Consider the following 15,904-nt stretch of genomic DNA (forward strand, 5'->3'; position numbering starts at 1 on the left):
CCTTCCACTGAAAAGGTCTGAAGAGTCCTGAAAGTGATGCGTGTACTGCTTGCTTGCCCGGATGCGACTGCTCAGCCGACGGTCATGTGCCGCTGGTCCCGCCCCCGAGTTCGCCCTCCCAGCGGCGGTAGAGCAGGTGCGGCACCCCTGCCGCGTCCAGCGCCCGTCCCGCCACGAAGTCCACCAGGTCCTGGATGTGTGTCGCCCCCGCGTAGAACGCCGGCGAGGCGGGCAGAACGACCGCCCCCGCCTCGTCGAGCGCCACCAGTTGCCGGAGCGTCTGCCCGCTGAGCGGGGTCTCCCGCACGGCGACCACCAGGCGCCGCCCCTCCTTGAGCGTGACGCTCGCCGCCCGCTGCAACAGGTCCTTCGAGAGCCCGAGCGCGACGCCCGCCACACAGGCCGTGGACGCGGGCACGATGAGCATCCCCTTCGCGGGGTACGACCCGGAGGACGGCCCGGCGGCCAGGTCGCCCGCGCTCCAGTACCGTACGGCGTCCCCGTCGAGGTCGGCCTCGAACGTGCCGGGCTTGCCGTCGGCGCCCCGGGCCAGCCAGTCCCGCAGGTCCTCACGCCAGTGCGCGTCGCGGAAGGAAATCCCGGTCTCGTCCAGGAGCGTGAGCCGGGAGGCACGGGAGACGACGAGGTCGACGCTCTCCCCGGCGGCGAGGAGGGCGCGCAGCACGGCAGCGGCATACGGGGTGCCGGAGGCACCGGACACCCCTACGATCCAAGGCGTACGCGACGTCTCTCCTGGCTTGACTGCATTCACGACACCGAGCCTATCCGGCGCCGCGGGGCGGGACCCGGCCAAGGGGGCCGGGCCGCTTGCCGGAGAGGACGAACGAGCGCCGTCGCAGGCCTCTGCCTCCTTGCGGCCCTCCGCGGCCTGCACGGTTCGCCACCGCCTGCACACCGATCGGCCGGGCCGACGGCCCGGGCGTCCGGCTGGTGGCCCCCCAGGCGCGAGGACGCCGAAGAGTCCGACGATCAGGGCGGAGGCCGTGAACTCGCCCAGGGGTGTCCCGCGGGCCGCCCTCAGACCGTCAGGCCCCGCACCAGAAGATCAAGCAGCGCGCACACGAACAGGGCAATCCCGATGAACCCGTTGACACTGAAGAAGGCGCGGTTGAGGCGGGACAGGTCGTGGGGTCGGACGATCGTGTGCTCGTAGACGAAGGCACCTGCCACGATCACCAGGCCCAGCCAGAAGAAGACACCGGCGCCGGTGACGACCGCGTACCAGACGAACAACACCGTCGTGACGGCGTGACACACACGGGCGCCCTGGATGGCCGCCGGGATGCCGAAGCGGGCCGGCACCGACATGACCCCGATCTCGCGGTCCGTCTCCACGTCCTGGCAGGCGTAGATCAGGTCGAAGCCGCCGATCCAGATGCCGACGGCGAGACCGAGGACCGCCGCGTCCCAGGACCAGGTTCCGCTGATCGCCAGCCAGCCGCCGACCGGGCCCATCGCCTGGGCCAGGCCGAGGATGGCCTGCGGGAAGTTCGTGAATCTCTTGCCGTACGGGTACACCACCATCGGGATCACCGCGATGGGCGCGAGCGCCAGGCACAGCGGGTTGAGCAGGGCCGCGGCGCCCAGGAAGAAGACCAGCGCGATCAGCGCGCCCGTCCATGCGTGCCGCACCGTCATCGCGCCGGTCACCAACTCGCGGTGGGCCGTGCGCGGATTGCGGGCGTCGATCTCGCGGTCGATGATCCGGTTGGCCGCCATGGCGAAGGTACGCAGACCCACCATGGCGACGGTCACGAGGAACAGTCGGCCCCAGTGGATGGTCCTGTCCCACTCGTACATCGCCGTCAGCGAGGCGATGTACGCGAAGGGCAGGGCGAAGACGGAGTGCTCGATCATCACCAGGCGCAGGAACGCCTTGGTGCGTCCTGGCTGCGGAATCGCGGCGGAGGCGCTGGTCACAGGCCGTACTCCTTCCAGCGGCGGGTCACCTTGGCCGCCGTCTCCGGGTCGGACAGGACCATGTCGGGCCAGCCGCCGTCCCTCGTGTAGCCCTCCTCGGGCCACTTCTTCGTCGCGTCGATGCCTGCTTTGCCGCCCCAGAACTGCTGGTACGAGGCGTGGTCGAGGTGGTCGACGGGGCCCTCGACGACGGTGAGGTCACGGGCGTAGTCCGTGTTGCCGAGGGCCCGCCAGGCGACCTCGTGCAGATCGTGCACGTCGCAGTCGGAGTCGACGACCACGATCAGCTTCGTCAGCGACATCATGTGCGCCCCCCAGATGGCGTGCATCACCTTCTGGGCGTGCTTGGGGTACTTCTTGTCGATCGACACGATCGCGCAGTTGTGGAAGCCGCCCGCCTCGGGCAGGTGGTAGTCCACGATGTCCGGAACGATGATCTTCAGAAGAGGGAGGAAGAAGCGCTCGGTGGCCCGGCCGAGCGGCCCGTCCTCCGTCGGGGGGCGGCCCACCACGATCGACTGGAGCAGGGGGCGGCGGCGCATGGTGACGCAGTCGATGGTCAGGGCCGGGAAGGGCTCCTGCGGGGTGTAGAAGCCGGTGTGGTCGCCGAACGGGCCCTCGGGAAGCATCTCGCCGGGCTCCAGCCAGCCCTCGAGCACGACCTCGGCCTGGGCCGGGACCTGGAGCGGCACCGTCTTGCAGTCGACCATCTCGATCCGCTTGCCCGCGATGAACCCGGCGAAGAGGTACTCGTCGATGTCGCCGGGCAGCGGGGCCGTGGAGGCGTACGTCACGGCCGGTGGACACCCGAAGGCGATGGCGACCGGCAGCTTCTCGCCGCGCCTGGCCGCCGCCTGGTAGTGGTTGCGGCTGTCCTTGTGGATCTGCCAGTGCATGCCGATGGTGCGCCGGTCGTGGCGCTGGAGGCGGTACAGCCCGAGGTTGCGGATCCCGGTCTCCGGGTCCTTGGTGTGCGTGAGCCCCAGGTTGAAGAAGGAGCCGCCGTCCTTGGGCCAGGTGAAGAGCGCGGGAAGCGCGTCGAGATCGACGTCGTCGCCCCGCAGAACGACCTCCTGCACGGGAGCGTTGTCCGACTTGACCTTCTTCGGCGGTACATGAGTCATCGCGCCGAGCTTCCCGAAGGCCTCGCGCACCCCGACGAACCCGTGCGGCAGCTCGGGTTTCAGCAGGCCGCCGATCCGGTCCGAGATCTCGCCGTACGACTTGAGGCCGAGGGCCTTCAGAAGGCGCCGGTCGGTCCCGAAGACGTTCATGGCGAGGGGCATCGACGAACCGCGCACGTTCTCGAAGAGCAGCGCGGGCCCGCCGGACTTCTGCACCCGGTCGACGATCTCCCCGACCTCCAGATACGGGTCGACCTCGGCCTTGATGCGCTTGAGGTCTCCCTCGCGTTCCAGCGCCCGGAGCAGGGAGCGAAGATCGTCGTAAGCCATGCGTTCCAGTATCGGTTACGGGCTACCCTGGCCCCGTCACCGGGGCGGTCCCACGCCCCGTCGCCGTCTCCTGGGGGATCGCACGACCATGCTCAGGTATCTGCCCTTCCTGCTGGTCCTGGCGCTGTGGATCTACGCCTTCATCGACTGTCTGAACACCCCTGAGGAGCAGGTGCGCGGGCTGCCCAAGGTGTTCTGGGTCATCGTGATCCTGCTCTTCGGCGAGGTGCTGGTCGGCCCGGTCGCCTGGCTCCTGGCCGGCAAGGTGCGCCACGCCCCGGCGGACGGCTCCACCCCCGCCCCCTTCTCACCGGGACACCGCACCCAGTGGGTGGCCCCCGACGACAACCCCGAGTTCCTGAAGTCCCTCCGGGAAGCCAGCAAGAAGGACGAGACGCTCCTGAAGGAGTGGGAGGCGGACCTGCGCCGCCGCGAGGAGGAGCTGCGCCGCCGGGAGCGGGGCGACGGGCCCGCGGCCGACTGATGGAACTGAGACTGCTCGTCACCTTCGAGAAGGTCGCCGCCGTTATGAGCTTCACCCGGGCCGCGGCCGAGCTGAAGTACGCGCAGTCCAGCGTGACCGCGCAGATCCGCGCCCTGGAGACCTCGGTCGGCGCGGAGCTCTTCGACCGGCTGGGCAGCCGCATCAGACTCACGGAGGCGGGCGAGCGGCTGCTGCCGTACGCCCGGCAGATCATCGAACTGAGCGAGGAGGCACGGGTGGCGGTGGCCGGCGCGCAGGAGCCGGCCGGCACCCTGACCGTCGGCACCATGGAGTCGCTGACGTCGTACCGTCTGCCGCCGCTGCTCGAGCTCTTCCACCACCGCTACCCCAAGGTGCGGCTGGCGCTGCGGACCACCATCGGCGACGAGACACGGCAGGCGCTGCGGCAGGGGACGTACGACCTCGGCTTCCTGATGGAGGAGGAGACCGCACACGCCGGGCTGGAGTCCCAGGTGGTGGCGGTGGAGCCGCTGGCGCTGGTCGCGGCGCCCGGACACCCCCTGGCGGGGAAGCCGGTCATGACGGCCGACCTGGTCCGGCTGTCCCTGCTGGCCACCGAACCCGGCTGCGCCTACCGGGACTTGTTCGAGCGGGAGCTGACCGCCCTCGCCCCGGTGGACTTCATGGAGTTCGGCACGATCGAGGCCACCAAGCGCGCGGCGGCGGCCGGCCTCGGGGTCTCGTTGCTGCCCGAGGTCACGGTCGCCGCCGAACTCGCGGCGGGCTCTCTCGTACGACTGCTGTGGGAGCCGCCGTTCACGCTTCGCACGCAGTTGGCGTGGCGGGCCGGGAAGCGGCTTCCGGCGCACGCCCGGCTGTTTCTGGAGCAGGCGCGGCGGCTCGTGTCCGAGGAAGCGTGACGCGCAGGCTCGCGGTCACGATCAGCGGGACGCCCAGCGCCTGGACGAGCCCGATGTGGTGGCCGTACACCGCCCAGTCCATGACCATCGCGACGGCCGGGTAGACGAAGGCGAGGACGGCGATTTTCGCGGTCGGGAGCTCGGCGTAGGCGGCGTACATCAGGACGTACATCAGGCCGGTGTGGATGAGCCCGAGACCCACCAGCCAGCCCCAGCCCGCGCCGGTCCCGCTCATGGCGCCGAAGTCGGCGAAGGGGAGCAGCAGCGGGATGCCGACGACGACCTGGACGAGGGCGATGAGGTGCGGCCGAACTCCGGTGATGCGCTTGGTGACGAGGGTCGACAGGCCGTACAGGAGCGCGGCGAGGAGGGCCTGCCCGATGCCGACGACATACGACCCTCCGTGGGCGAGGTCGCCGGGCGTGACGCCCGAGACGAGCACCAGTCCCGCGAAGGCGACGCCCACCCAGCCGACCCTGGCCGCGGTGAGCCGCTCGCGGAAGAGCAGGGCGCCGAGCAGCACCACGTAGAACGGCTGGGTGTGGTAGACGACCGTCGCCACGGAGATCGACGTGTTCTCGTACGACTGGAAGAGCAGGACCCAGTTGAAGACGATGAACACGCCGCCGAGGACGGCCAGTCCCAGGGTGCGCGGGGTGAAGCCGTGGCCGCGCAGCCAGCCGCGGGCGACGACGTACGAGCCGAGGGCGAGGGCGCCGAACAGGACGCGGAAGAAGACGACGTTGAAGGGCGAGGCGCCCGACTGGACGACGAAGACGCCGAGGGTGCCGGAGAGCACCATCGCGGTCGTCAGCTGGGCTGTGCCTTTGTTCTCCGGGGTCATGTCCAGGACGCTACGAGCGGGCGGCGGGGCCGGTCCACGCGCCGCCGGGGCGTCCTGCCGATGGGGTCATCGGTCCCGCCGATGACCCGTGCACTGTTCGCGCGCGTGTTCATGACGGCCTGGCGCGTTGCCCGGCCCTTCCGGTGGGCGGAGAGTGAAGGCATGGATCGGGCACAGGCACACGAGTGGCTCGCCACGGCGGTGGCGGAGGCCCGCGCCGGTCTCGCCGAGGGCGGCATCCCCGTCGGCGCCACGCTCTACGGCTCCGACGGGGCGCTCCTCGGCCGCGGCCGCAACCGCCGCGTCCAGCACGGCGACACTTCGCTGCACGCGGAGACCTCCGCCCTCCGCGCGTCGGGCCGCCGCCGCTCCTACCGGGGCACCACGATGGTGACCACCCTTTCGCCGTGCTGGTACTGCAGTGGCCTGGTCCGTCAGTTCGGCATCCCCCGGGTGGCCATCGGCGAGGCGACCACGTTCCACGGCGGCCACGACTGGCTCGCGGAACACGGCGTGGAGGTGGTCCTCCACGACGACCCCGGGTGCGCGGCGCTGATGCGCGACTTCATCAAGGACAACCCGGACCTGTGGAACGAGGACATCGGTGACTGAGCCCCGCATCCCCACCATCGACCTGCGGCCGTGGCTGGACGGCGGCCCGGACGAGCGCGCCCGGCTCGCTCGAACCGTGGACGAGGCCCTCAGGACCGCCGGATTCCTGCTGGTCACCGGCCACGGCGTGGACCCGGCCCTGCGCACCCGGATCCGGACGGCAGCACGGACCTTCTTCACTCTGCCCGCCGAGGTCAAGGAGAAGTACGCGGCCCGGGTCGCCGGCCGCGGCTGGCTGGGCCTGGGCGCCGAGGCCAACGGCTACTCCGAGGGCACCGAGACGCCGCCCGACCTCAAGGAGTCGCTGACCTTCGCGACGCGGGAGCCGTTCGAGGACCCGGAGGTCAACGCGGAGTGGTACGCGCCGAACGTCTGGCCGACGGAGGTGCCCGGACTGCGGGCGCCGTGCGAGGAGTACCTGACGCGGATGGCGGAGCTGGAGAGCCATCTGCTCTCGCTGCTCGGCGGTGCCCTGGGCCTGGAGCCCGACTTCTTCATCCGCCACATGGACCACCCCACCTACGGCTTCAACATCAACTGGTATCCGGGCAGGGAGATCGTCGGCGAGACGGCTCCGGGCCAGTTCCGCATCGGGCCGCACACCGACTTCGGCACGGTCACGATCCTCGACCGGCAGGACGGCCGGGGCGGGCTGCAGGTCCACACGGACGACGACGGCTGGCAGGACGCACCGTACGATCCGGCGGCGTTCACCATCAACATCGGCGATCTGATGGCCCGTTGGACGGGCGACCGCTGGCGCTCGGGCCGCCACCGCGTCCTGCCGCCGCCGGCCGACGCGCCCGCCGAGGAACTGATGTCCCTCGTCTACTTCGGCGAGTGCACCCCGGGGACCCTCGTGGAGTCGGTCCCGGCGCCGGTGGGACAGGTGGCGTACGAGCCGGTGGACTCGCACGTGTATCTGCGCGAGAAGCTGGACTCGATCACGGTGGGCCGGGCCACGGCGGGCTGAACCCCGGGTGCTTCCTACGACGTCCGGGAGGCCGCGTACGTCAGGTACGCGTGCAGCTCCCCCGCCCCCTGGAGCATCTCCATGGTCCGGGCCGTCAGCGCCCTGTCCCGGTTCCTGATCGCCGTGCGCAGCGCGTCGCGGCTGCCCGCACGGCGCAGCTCGTCCAGGACCGGGGCGATCTGCCGGAACAGATAGTGGCTCCGGCGAAGGGTGTGGACGAGCCGGGCGTCGCGGACGTCGGCCGGATCGTAGACACGGTAGCCGGTGCCCCGCTCCCGCCGGGGCGTCAGCAGACCGGCCGACTCCCACACCCGCAGCGCCGACGTCCGTACGCCGAGCAGTGCGGCCACCTCGCCGATGCGCAGGCCCGAGCGGGGCTCCGACGGCGGGTCCTGGCCGGTCAGAGCCTCCAGTGCCGCGCTCGCCGCGCGCAGCGCGAGCCGTTCCTCGTGCCGTTCGGCGTGCGCGGCGTCCACGAGCGCGAGCGCGCCGGGTGCGTCGCCGGAGTGCACGGTCCGCATGATCTCCGTCGCCTTCACGGACCCGTATCCCTTCGCCAGCGCGCGGTGGGCGAGCAGCGCCCGCCGGTGCCCGTCCCCGAACATGCGGTGGCCCGACTCGGTCCGCGGCACGGGCGGCAGCACCCCCGCCTCCTCGTAGTTGCGTATCTGCTGGGTCGAGACACCCACGAGCCGGGCCAGGTCGACGGTGCGAAGCCGATCATCCGTGGTCACCGAAGAGGTCATCGAGGAAGCATTTTCGTAATCCAACGGACATCACGCGCCCTAGTCCGAATCAACTCCCCCTTTTTACACTGGTATTGGTACACCTCACAGCAGCACATCGGACCGAACCGCGCCGGGGGGAGATGCGGTGGACAGACGGCTGCACGGCCGAGGGCCCCTGTTCGACACCGACCCGCCCGGTCTCGCTGCGCGACTCGTCGGTCTGCGTCCGTACCAGCTCAGATCTTCGCCGTACGAACACGACGGCGACCTCCCCTTCGTGGTGTTCACGGGCGGGCGGGGGCTGGGCAAGAGTGCCCTGCTCACCGAGGTGCGCGCCGCCTACCAGGGGCACACGCCCGTCGCGCTGATCGACGGCGAGGAGGCCCAGTTCGCCGGGCCGCCGCCGGACCGGCCCGGCGAGGCCTGGTCACCGGTCGCAGGGGCACTCACCACCGTCGCCGAGCAGCTCGCCGAGCCCGTGACGGGCGCACGGCGCATCGGCTTTCCCCGGCTGGCCTCCGGGCTGCTCGCCGTCGCGGCGGGCGGCTGGAGCGACCGGGACGTGCCGCGCATCCGGCAGGAGGCCGAACGGATCCTGCTCCTGAACGACTCCCGGTCCTTCCTCGACGGCTTCGCGGGACGCTGGGCGAGCAAGGTCGTCGCCAAGCTGGTCGCGTCCATGTCCCACACCGGACCCGTCGTCGAACCGATCATCGAGGCGACCCTGGAGGCCTTCAGCGAGGGCGTCTCGCCCACCCACCGGCGACTGCGGAAGGCCGCCACCTGGTACCGCGACTACCCCAACGCGGGCGGCAACCCCAAGCTCGGCCTCATCCTGCTGTCCGGGCACTTCCGGGCCGGCGGCGACTCCCGCGCCCATGCCGAGCGCCATCTCGTACGGGCCCTGCTGTCCGATCTCGACGACGCCTACGCCGGTGTCATGCAGCGCTCCCACCGCCTCGGCCGCCCGCTCGTGCTGATCGACAACGTGCAGGCGCCCGCCGGGCTCGGCCTCATGGAGTGCGTGCTGCGCGACCGTGCGGACGGCATCCGCGACCAGGTCGTCTTCTTCTCCGCCCTGCGCGCCGACGCCCATCCGGCGCTCAGGAACGCCGGCCGCCGCACCCTCGCCGAGGTCGCCCGCTCCACCGGCTGGCAGCCGAACGCCTCCCCGTCCTCCCGGGCACTGCTGGTGTCGCTGCCGCCGCTGACACCCGACGACACCCTGCACATGGTGGGCGCCCGGTGCCGGGGCCTCGGCGTGCCGCCCCAACTCCCCCACGCCACCCACCGGCTGACCGGCGGCAGCCCCCTCGGCATCACCCTGCTCGCCGAGTCGGCCCGGCAGAACCTGTCCCGCGGGGCCACCTCCCTCGGCGCGCTGCTCACCGGTGACATCGCGGTCCGCGAGGAGCGGGACGGCCGTCCCGCCTACCGGGAGCTGCTGGACCGGCTCGTGCCGGGCGGCCCGCTCGACGAGCTGACCGTGCTCGCCGCCGCCCACGACCGGGACTCCGCGCTGTCGCTCGCCCGGAACAGGCTTCCGGACGACTTCGGTGCGGCCGGGGTGCTCGGCCTGGAGGAACGGCTGGCCGAGGAGGGGTGGCCCACCGCGGCCGGGCAGTTCGTCGGCGACCCCTTCCTGCGCGCCCTGCTCCTGCTGCGGCTGCACCACCTGGACGCGGACCACGCGCAGTGGCGGGCGACCCATCGCGCGCTCGTCGACCACTACGGCGAGCGGGACACAGCGGAGGGCGCCCGCTACCGGCTGCACCACGAACTCGCCCTTGGAAAGGCCGACTTCGCGGTGGCCCATCTGCGCGACACGTTCCCTTCCACGGACGTCGGGGACTGGCTGGCGTCGCTCGTCTTCATCGCGTCCGCGCCCTACTACCACGCGCACGACCCCGAGGGCCGAGACTCCGACGGCCACGACCACCGGGCCTCGGTGGCGCTCGGCCGTACGGACGCGGCACAGCCGCCGCCGGAGGCGGGCGACCCCGTACTGCACCTGCGTGTCCGAAGGCTGCTGCACGCGGTCTGGCAGCTGACCGATCCGCTGGTGCTGCCCGACCCCCGGGTGGCCGAGCGGCTGCGCTTCGAGCTGGAGCAGCTGTCCAACATGCGGCCCGAGGGCACCGCTCTGCTCTGGCGCGCCTCACGGGACTGGCCCTCGGACGCGCTGGCCGGGCGGCCCCTGCGCGTTCCGGGCGACGACGGGGACGGGAGGCGCGGATGACACGACCGCACCAGGGCTGTGGGCGCGGGATGACGGGGCGGTACGAGAACGGGGGTCGGTGATGGCGGTACGGCTGTGGAGATGGCTGCGCGAGGACGTCTGGGAAATTCGTTTCCGCCGGTATGTGGCGCTGCTGCTCGCCGCCGCGCTGGTGGCCGTCGGCGCCTGGGGCGGGCTCCGGCTCACCCAGGAGGACCGGTCCTGCGCACGCGGCGTGGCCCACCCCGAGGGCAGCAACGACTGCGTGGGCGTGGCGACTACGGCGTACGACTTCGGGCAGCCCCGGCTCACCGCGACCGTGCAGGCGATCGACCGGGAGAACCGCCGCCTCAAGTCCGGCAGTTATGTCACGGTCGCGCTGCTCCTGCCGTTCACCTCGTCCGCCCCGGCGAGCCTCAACGACATCCTGCACGAGTTGCAGGGCGCCTATCTGGCCCAGTACCAGGCCAACCATGCCCCGACCGAAGAGTCCCCGGCGATACGGCTCGTCCTCGCCAACCCGGGTGCGGACGGAGCGTACTGGCGGGGTGTGGTCGACCGGCTGGACGAGATGGCCAAGGGCCCGGACCGGCTGCGGGCGGTGACCGGGATAGGGCTGAGCACCGACGCCAACAAAGCGGCCGTCAAGGAACTGACCCGCCGCGGCATCCCGGTGATCGGCACCTCGATCACCGCCGACGACCTCGCCAACGGACAGAACGGCAAGGACCCCTTCCCGGGGCTCGCCCGCGTCGCGCCCACCAACACGGACGAGGCCGCCGCCCTCGCCTCGTTCGCCAAGGTGTCGGCGGGCAACGCCCTGCTGGTCTACGACAAGCCGGGCGACCCCTACACCCAGACGCTCCAGAGCTCCTTCGAGAAGTTGCTGTCCGGATCGCCGTACCAGCCGCAGCCGTTCACACCCCCCGCGGACCGCACCCAGGAGGGCACGACCGCGAACCAGTTCCGGCAGATCACCCAGCTCCTGTGCGTCACCCCGGGGTCCACGGACACGATCCTCTTCGCCGGGCGGCACACCCAACTACGTCAGTTCATCAACGAATTGGGCGGGCGAGGCTGCATGGATCACCGGTTCACCCTGCTCACAGGGGACGAGGGCTCGTACCTCACCGGGGACGGGAAGCTCGACCGGAGGGCCCTGAACAGCAATCTCTCGGTGCGGTACACCGCGCTGGCACATCCGGACGCGTGGACGAAAGAGACCGCGACGACGGGCGGCAGCGCGGCCGACGCCACGGCCCTGGAGGATCTGATCGGCCGCGCCGAGCAGGGACCGGTGGGGCCGATCGGGTCCATCGCCCTCGACGACGGAGAGCTGATCATCGCGCACGACGCCATGCAGCTCGCGGTGCAGGGGCTCCGGGAGGCCACACCGACCGGCGAGAGCGTGCCGCCGCTGGCCGATGTGGTCAACGAGTGGGCGTTCATCAAGGGATCGCACCGGGTGAACGGGGCGAGCGGATGGATCTGCCTCGACGTGCATGGCAATCCGTACGACAAGGCCGTGCCGATCGTCGAGCTGACGCCGTCGGACGGGTCGCGGTTCGTGAGGATCGCCTGGCCGGAGGGCAGGCCGCCGGCGAAGGAGTGTCTGCCGCCCGGACGCTAGACGGTGTCTGAACAGCTGCTAGGCGTGGCTGCTCTGCACATAGGTCAGGAGGTCCTCGAAGCGGTGGTACCAGCCCGGGTCCCGGGCCTCCTCGCTCTCGTGGGTGAACCGCACCGTCGTGCCCCCGGGGCGCTCCGGTTCCAGGTGGAAGCGGATGCGGCCGCGGCCCTCCACCGTGTACTCGGCGACCCGCTCGACGTCCCACGCGGTGATACGGCCCCGGGCCGGGCCGTCGGGCAGCCGCAGACCCACCGCGCCGCCGAGCCGTGGTTCGAACGGTTCGGCGGCGGCCAGCCAGCCCCGCAGGCCCGCGGGGGTGGCGAGAGCGGGCCAGACCTCCTCCACGGGCCGGGGCAGGTGCAGCAGGTAGTGCCGTACGTGTGTGTCCCCCCGGCGCTCGGCGATGCCCTCTTCGATGGGATCGGTCATGACACCAGCCTGGCCCGCGAACGGGGGTTCCGCACGAGTTGCGGAAAGCTACACGCCGGCGTAGGAGTGCTTGCCGGAGATGAAGATGTTGACGCCGTAGAAGTTGAACAGCCAGCAGGCGAAGGCGATGAGCGCGATGTACGCGGCCTTGCGGCCCTTCCAGCCGGCCGTGGCGCGGGCGTGCAGGTAGCAGGCATACGCGACCCACGTGATGAAGGACCAGGTCTCCTTGGGGTCCCAGCCCCAGTAGCGGCCCCAGGCCTGCCCCGCCCAGATGGCGCCCGCGATGATCGTGAACGTCCACAGCGGGAAGAAGGCGGCGTTCACGCGGTAGGAGAACTTGTCGAGCGAGGCCGCCGAGGGCAGCCGCTCCAGGACAGAGGTGGCGAACCGGCCGGGCGTCCCGCCGTTCTCGAGCTTGCTCTCGTACGAGTCCTTGAACAGGTAGAGGACCGTGCCGACCGCGCCGACGTAGAAGATGGCGCCGCAGAGGATGGCGGTGGAGACGTGGATGTACAGCCAGTAGGAGTGCAGGGCCGGGACCAGCTGGTCGCTCGCCGTGTACAGGACGGTGACGGCGAGGCCGAGGAAGAGCAGGACCGTGGTGATCAGGGGGAGGCCGAGCCAGCGGACGTTCTTCCGCAGCGCCAGCAGCGCAAGGTACACACCGACGGCGACGGTGGAGAAGGTGATGCTGAACTCGTACATGTTGCCCCACGGCGCCCGCTGCACCGACAGGGCGCGGGCGAGCACGCCCGCGAACTCGATGAGGAAGGAGAGCACGGTGAGCGACACGGCGATCCGGCCGTAGAGGTCGCCCTGCTCGTCCCCGCCGTGGGCACCCGGTCCGTCGGGCACGTCACGGGCGCCTGCCGCGGAGCGGGTGACGACCTTCGGCCGCTCCAGCACCGCGGTGCCGCCGGCCTGCTTGACCGTGACGGCGGGCGCCGCCGCCTTGTCCGCGGCGCCGGCGGTGAGCGCGCTCGCCGAGCGGGCGACCTTGCTGCGGCTGCCGAAGATCCATTCGGCGATGTATGCGAAGAAGGCCAGGGTGTAGACGGCCATCGCGGAGTAGATCAGCGTGTTGCTGAGGCTCGCGAGGTGTTCGTTGGTGGCGGTGGCGAGAATCACTTCTTCTGAGCCCCTTCGGCGGCGGGTACGGGGGTTTCGGCGCCCGGCTCCTGATCGGGGTCGGCGTCTGGATCGTCGTTCTTCGTGGGTGCCCGGTCGTGGACGAGCCCGGCCAGGTCGCCGAGTTCCTCGGGCAGCTTCGCGGACTCGCTTCGGCCGAGGCCCGCCATCTCGACGACCGTGACGCCGTCGGCGCCGGTCGTCGCGCGCACCCAGACCCGGCGGCGCTGGATGAACAGGCTGGCGGCCAGGCCGAAGATCGCGGCGAGCGCGCCGCCGAGCGCCCAGCCGCCGCCGGGCTGCTGCACGATCTGGAAGCCGGCCCATTCCTTGATGTTCTTCTCGAACGTGATCGAACCGTTGCCGCCCGGCAGCATCATGGTCTCGCCGGGCAGCAGGCGTGCCTTGACGAGGTTGCCGCCGGAGTCCTTGAACGGCTTCAGGCTCTTGGTGTCCAGCTGGTACACGTTCTGCGGGAGGCCCGCGTTGACGCCCAGGTCACCGTGGTACGCCGACACCGCGAGCACCGGGTGGTCGAGCGCAGGGAACTGGGAGAACATCGTGCCCTTGCCGGCACCCGCGAAGGTCGGCACGAAGAACGCGGCGAAGCCGAGCTGGTCGATCTGTCCCTGGGCGTTGCGGTAGCCGTCCATCACCTTGATCGAGCCCTGCGAGGTGATGTTGGAGTCGATCGGCAGCATCGGCACGGCGTCGTGGAAGACCACGTCGCCCTTGCCGTCGCGGACGGTGACCACCGGCGCGTACCCATGGCTGACCAGGTAGACCTTGGCGTCGCCGATGTGCAGCGGCTGGTTGACCCTGACGGTGGTCTTCTGCTCCTTGCCGTACGCGCCCACGCTGTAGGTGATGTCCGCCTGGTACGTGCGCGGCGTGCCCTTGTTGGGGCCGTTGCGCTCGTAGGTGCCGGTGAACTTCTTCAGGTCGAAGCTGAACGGCACCAGGTCGTCGGAGCTGAAGAGGTTGCCGGACTTGAAGTCGTCGTAGGAGATGAGGGTGTTGGAGAAGCCGTCCCCCTCGACGATCAGCTTGTTGCCCTCGGACTTGTAGAGCTGCCCCCAGGCGAAGGCGACCAGCAGCACGATCAGGGCCATGTGGAAGACCAGGTTGCCGGCCTCGCGCAGATAGCCCTTCTCGGCGGCGACGGCGTCCCCGGCGGGGTGCGCACGGAAGCGGCGCTGTTTGAGGATCCCCAGCGCGGCCTCGCGGACCTGCTCGGGGTCTGCGTCGGTGCGCCAGGTGGCATAGGCGGGCAGCCGGGTCAGCCGCTTGGGTGCGGCCGGCGGACGGCTCCTGAGCTGGCCGACGAACTGCCAGGTGCGCGGGACGATGCAGCCGATGAGCGAGACGAACAGCAGGATGTAGATCGCCGAGAACCACACCGAGCTGTAGACGTGGAACAGCCCGAGCTTGTCGTAGACCGGGGCGAGCGTCCTGTGCGCGTCCCTGAAGTCCTGCACCTTCAGCGCGTCGCTGCCGGTCTGGGGGATCAGCGAGCCGGGGATCGCGCCGAGCGACAGCAGGAACAGCAGGATCAGCGCGACCCGCATGGAGGTCAGCTGCCGCCAGAACCAGCGGGCCCAGCCGAAGACCTCACGCACGGACCAGGTGATCCAGCCCCGGACGCCGGGCGCACGGGTGCCGCCGAACGAGCCGGGCATGGCCGTCTCGACGGGTGCGGTGGACAGCTGCGAGCCGGCCTCGCCGAGGTCGGACTCGCCGTCGCTCGTGAGGATCTCGGGGTTCTCGTCTCCGTGCACGTCGGTGCTCCGTGTGTCGCTCATGGATCAGATCCCCACCGTGAAGCCCTTCGACCAGGTCTGCATCTGCTGCACGATGCCGTCCCAGGCGCCGGTCAGCAGCAGCAGGCCGGTCGCGATCATCATCGTGCCGCCGATGCGCATCACCCAGACATAGTGGCGCTTGACCCACCCGAAGGCACCGAGGGCCTTGCGGAAGGCGACCGCGGTGAGCACGAAGGGCACGCCCAGGCCGAGGCAGTAGGCGACGGTCAGCAGGGCACCGCGGCCGGCACTCGCCTCGTTGTAGGACAGCATGTTCACGGAGGTGAGGGTCGGGCCGAGGCACGGCGTCCAGCCGATCCCGAACAGGGCGCCGAGGACGGGCGCGCCCACCAGGCCGGTGGCCGGCCGCTTGTGGAAGCGGAACTCACGCTGGGTCAGCCAGGGCATCAGGCCCATGAAGAAGACGCCGAGCACGATCATGAGCACGCCGAGCACCTTGGTCAGGGTGTCCTTGTACTCCTGCAGCGTGGACCCGAAGTACCCGAACAGCGCCCCGCCGGAGACGAACACGGCGGTGAAGCCGATCACGAACAGCGAGGCGCCCGCGGCCATCCGGCCCCGTCGTGCCTCGGCCAGGTCGGTGCCCGCGACCCCGGTGACATACGAGAGGTAGCCGGGGACGAGTGGCAGGACGCACGGCGAGAAGAAGGAGACGAGCCCGCCGAGCACGGCGACCGGCAGGGCGAGCAGCAGCGCACCGGGAAGGGCCGACTGGCCCGGGTCGGTGGCCGCGGCGAGCGTGGACGCTACGGTCAC

At 70.9% G+C, this 15,904-nt stretch carries 15 protein-coding genes; 6 read left to right on the plus strand and 9 right to left on the minus strand.

Annotated features, from left to right (window positions below; genetic code table 11):
- Positions 1-82: 82 nt before the first annotated feature.
- The 3 genes from AAW14_RS30945 to AAW14_RS30955 form a co-directional block, all read right to left on the minus strand.
- Positions 83-772, minus strand: coding sequence for a UbiX family flavin prenyltransferase (locus AAW14_RS30945; protein WP_265567727.1), 690 nt, complete (start codon positions 770-772; stop codon positions 83-85).
- 266 nt (positions 773-1,038) lie between these two features.
- Complete coding sequence (gene mqnP / locus AAW14_RS30950; protein ID WP_265567729.1) at positions 1,039-1,941, minus strand: menaquinone biosynthesis prenyltransferase MqnP; 903 nt, start codon at positions 1,939-1,941, stop codon at positions 1,039-1,041.
- Positions 1,938-3,395: a menaquinone biosynthesis decarboxylase gene (locus tag AAW14_RS30955; protein ID WP_265567731.1), complete on the minus strand. Its 1,458-nt coding sequence runs from the start codon at positions 3,393-3,395 to the stop codon at positions 1,938-1,940. The genes mqnP and AAW14_RS30955 overlap by 4 nt, the downstream gene beginning before the upstream one ends.
- An 88-nt stretch (positions 3,396-3,483) precedes the next feature.
- On the opposite strand from AAW14_RS30955, the gene AAW14_RS30960 reads away from it, so the two are divergent.
- A complete protein-coding gene (locus tag AAW14_RS30960) occupies positions 3,484-3,879 on the plus strand; it encodes a PLD nuclease N-terminal domain-containing protein (RefSeq protein ID WP_265567734.1) in 396 nt (131 codons plus the stop codon).
- Positions 3,879-4,760, plus strand: coding sequence for a LysR family transcriptional regulator (locus AAW14_RS30965; protein ID WP_265567736.1), 882 nt, complete (start codon positions 3,879-3,881; stop codon positions 4,758-4,760). Before AAW14_RS30960 ends, AAW14_RS30965 begins: the two co-directional genes overlap by 1 nt.
- Here the strand turns inward: AAW14_RS30965 and AAW14_RS30970 are convergent.
- Positions 4,657-5,604 carry a DMT family transporter gene (locus AAW14_RS30970; RefSeq protein ID WP_265567737.1) on the minus strand — a complete coding sequence of 316 codons (948 nt, stop codon included), beginning with the start codon at positions 5,602-5,604 and terminating at the stop codon, positions 4,657-4,659. The genes AAW14_RS30965 and AAW14_RS30970 overlap by 104 nt on opposite strands.
- 162 nt (positions 5,605-5,766) lie before the next feature.
- On the opposite strand from AAW14_RS30970, the gene AAW14_RS30975 reads away from it, so the two are divergent.
- Both AAW14_RS30975 and AAW14_RS30980 read left to right on the plus strand, forming a co-directional pair.
- Positions 5,767-6,216 (plus strand): nucleoside deaminase, encoded by a 450-nt coding sequence (locus tag AAW14_RS30975; RefSeq protein ID WP_265567739.1) that lies wholly within the window; start codon positions 5,767-5,769, stop codon positions 6,214-6,216.
- Entirely contained in the window at positions 6,209-7,189 is a 981-nt protein-coding gene (locus AAW14_RS30980; protein WP_265567740.1) for an isopenicillin N synthase family dioxygenase, read from the plus strand. The genes AAW14_RS30975 and AAW14_RS30980 overlap by 8 nt, the downstream gene beginning before the upstream one ends.
- A 14-nt stretch (positions 7,190-7,203) precedes the next feature.
- On the opposite strand, the gene AAW14_RS30985 is transcribed toward AAW14_RS30980, so the two are convergent.
- Positions 7,204-7,935 carry a TioE family transcriptional regulator gene (locus AAW14_RS30985; protein ID WP_265567741.1) on the minus strand — a complete coding sequence of 244 codons (732 nt, stop codon included), beginning with the start codon at positions 7,933-7,935 and terminating at the stop codon, positions 7,204-7,206.
- A 127-nt stretch (positions 7,936-8,062) separates the two neighbouring features.
- On the opposite strand from AAW14_RS30985, the gene AAW14_RS30990 reads away from it, so the two are divergent.
- Positions 8,063-10,156 (plus strand): hypothetical protein, encoded by a 2,094-nt coding sequence (locus AAW14_RS30990; protein WP_265567742.1) that lies wholly within the window; start codon positions 8,063-8,065, stop codon positions 10,154-10,156.
- 61 nt (positions 10,157-10,217) lie between these two features.
- The gene (locus AAW14_RS30995) at positions 10,218-11,765 is read left to right on the plus strand and encodes an ABC transporter substrate-binding protein (RefSeq protein ID WP_265567743.1); all 1,548 of its coding nucleotides are present in this window, start codon (positions 10,218-10,220) and stop codon (positions 11,763-11,765) included.
- An 18-nt stretch (positions 11,766-11,783) separates the two neighbouring features.
- Here AAW14_RS30995 and AAW14_RS31000 read toward each other — a convergent pair whose 3' ends face one another.
- The 4 genes from AAW14_RS31000 to AAW14_RS31015 are packed head-to-tail and all read right to left on the minus strand — an operon-like array spanning position 11,784 to position 15,904.
- Positions 11,784-12,194 carry an SRPBCC domain-containing protein gene (locus AAW14_RS31000; RefSeq protein ID WP_265567744.1) on the minus strand — a complete coding sequence of 137 codons (411 nt, stop codon included), beginning with the start codon at positions 12,192-12,194 and terminating at the stop codon, positions 11,784-11,786.
- Between the two features lie 48 nt (positions 12,195-12,242).
- Complete coding sequence (gene ccsB / locus AAW14_RS31005; protein WP_265567745.1) at positions 12,243-13,325, minus strand: c-type cytochrome biogenesis protein CcsB; 1,083 nt, start codon at positions 13,323-13,325, stop codon at positions 12,243-12,245.
- Positions 13,322-15,127: a cytochrome c biogenesis protein ResB gene (resB, locus tag AAW14_RS31010; RefSeq protein ID WP_265567746.1), complete on the minus strand. Its 1,806-nt coding sequence runs from the start codon at positions 15,125-15,127 to the stop codon at positions 13,322-13,324. The genes ccsB and resB overlap by 4 nt, the downstream gene beginning before the upstream one ends.
- Positions 15,128-15,130: 3 nt before the next feature.
- Positions 15,131-15,904, minus strand: coding sequence for a cytochrome c biogenesis CcdA family protein (locus tag AAW14_RS31015; protein ID WP_265567747.1), 774 nt, complete (start codon positions 15,902-15,904; stop codon positions 15,131-15,133).

Origin of the sequence: Streptomyces hygroscopicus, assembly GCF_026168105.1 — a bacterium.
Taxonomy (GTDB): Bacteria; Actinomycetota; Actinomycetes; order Streptomycetales; family Streptomycetaceae; genus Streptomyces; species Streptomyces hygroscopicus_D.

Coding starts and splice junctions, on each gene's coding strand:
- AAW14_RS30975 (WP_265567739.1), top strand. CDS start 5,767: ATGGATCGGGCACAGGCACACGAGTGGCTCGCCACGGCGGTGGCGGAG.
- resB (WP_265567746.1), bottom strand. CDS start 15,127: ATGAGCGACACACGGAGCACCGACGTGCACGGAGACGAGAACCCCGAG.
- AAW14_RS30955 (WP_265567731.1), bottom strand. CDS start 3,395: ATGGCTTACGACGATCTTCGCTCCCTGCTCCGGGCGCTGGAACGCGAG.
- AAW14_RS30995 (WP_265567743.1), top strand. CDS start 10,218: ATGGCGGTACGGCTGTGGAGATGGCTGCGCGAGGACGTCTGGGAAATT.
- AAW14_RS30970 (WP_265567737.1), bottom strand. CDS start 5,604: ATGACCCCGGAGAACAAAGGCACAGCCCAGCTGACGACCGCGATGGTG.
- AAW14_RS30965 (WP_265567736.1), top strand. CDS start 3,879: ATGGAACTGAGACTGCTCGTCACCTTCGAGAAGGTCGCCGCCGTTATG.
- AAW14_RS30985 (WP_265567741.1), bottom strand. CDS start 7,935: ATGACCTCTTCGGTGACCACGGATGATCGGCTTCGCACCGTCGACCTG.
- AAW14_RS30960 (WP_265567734.1), top strand. CDS start 3,484: ATGCTCAGGTATCTGCCCTTCCTGCTGGTCCTGGCGCTGTGGATCTAC.
- AAW14_RS31000 (WP_265567744.1), bottom strand. CDS start 12,194: ATGACCGATCCCATCGAAGAGGGCATCGCCGAGCGCCGGGGGGACACA.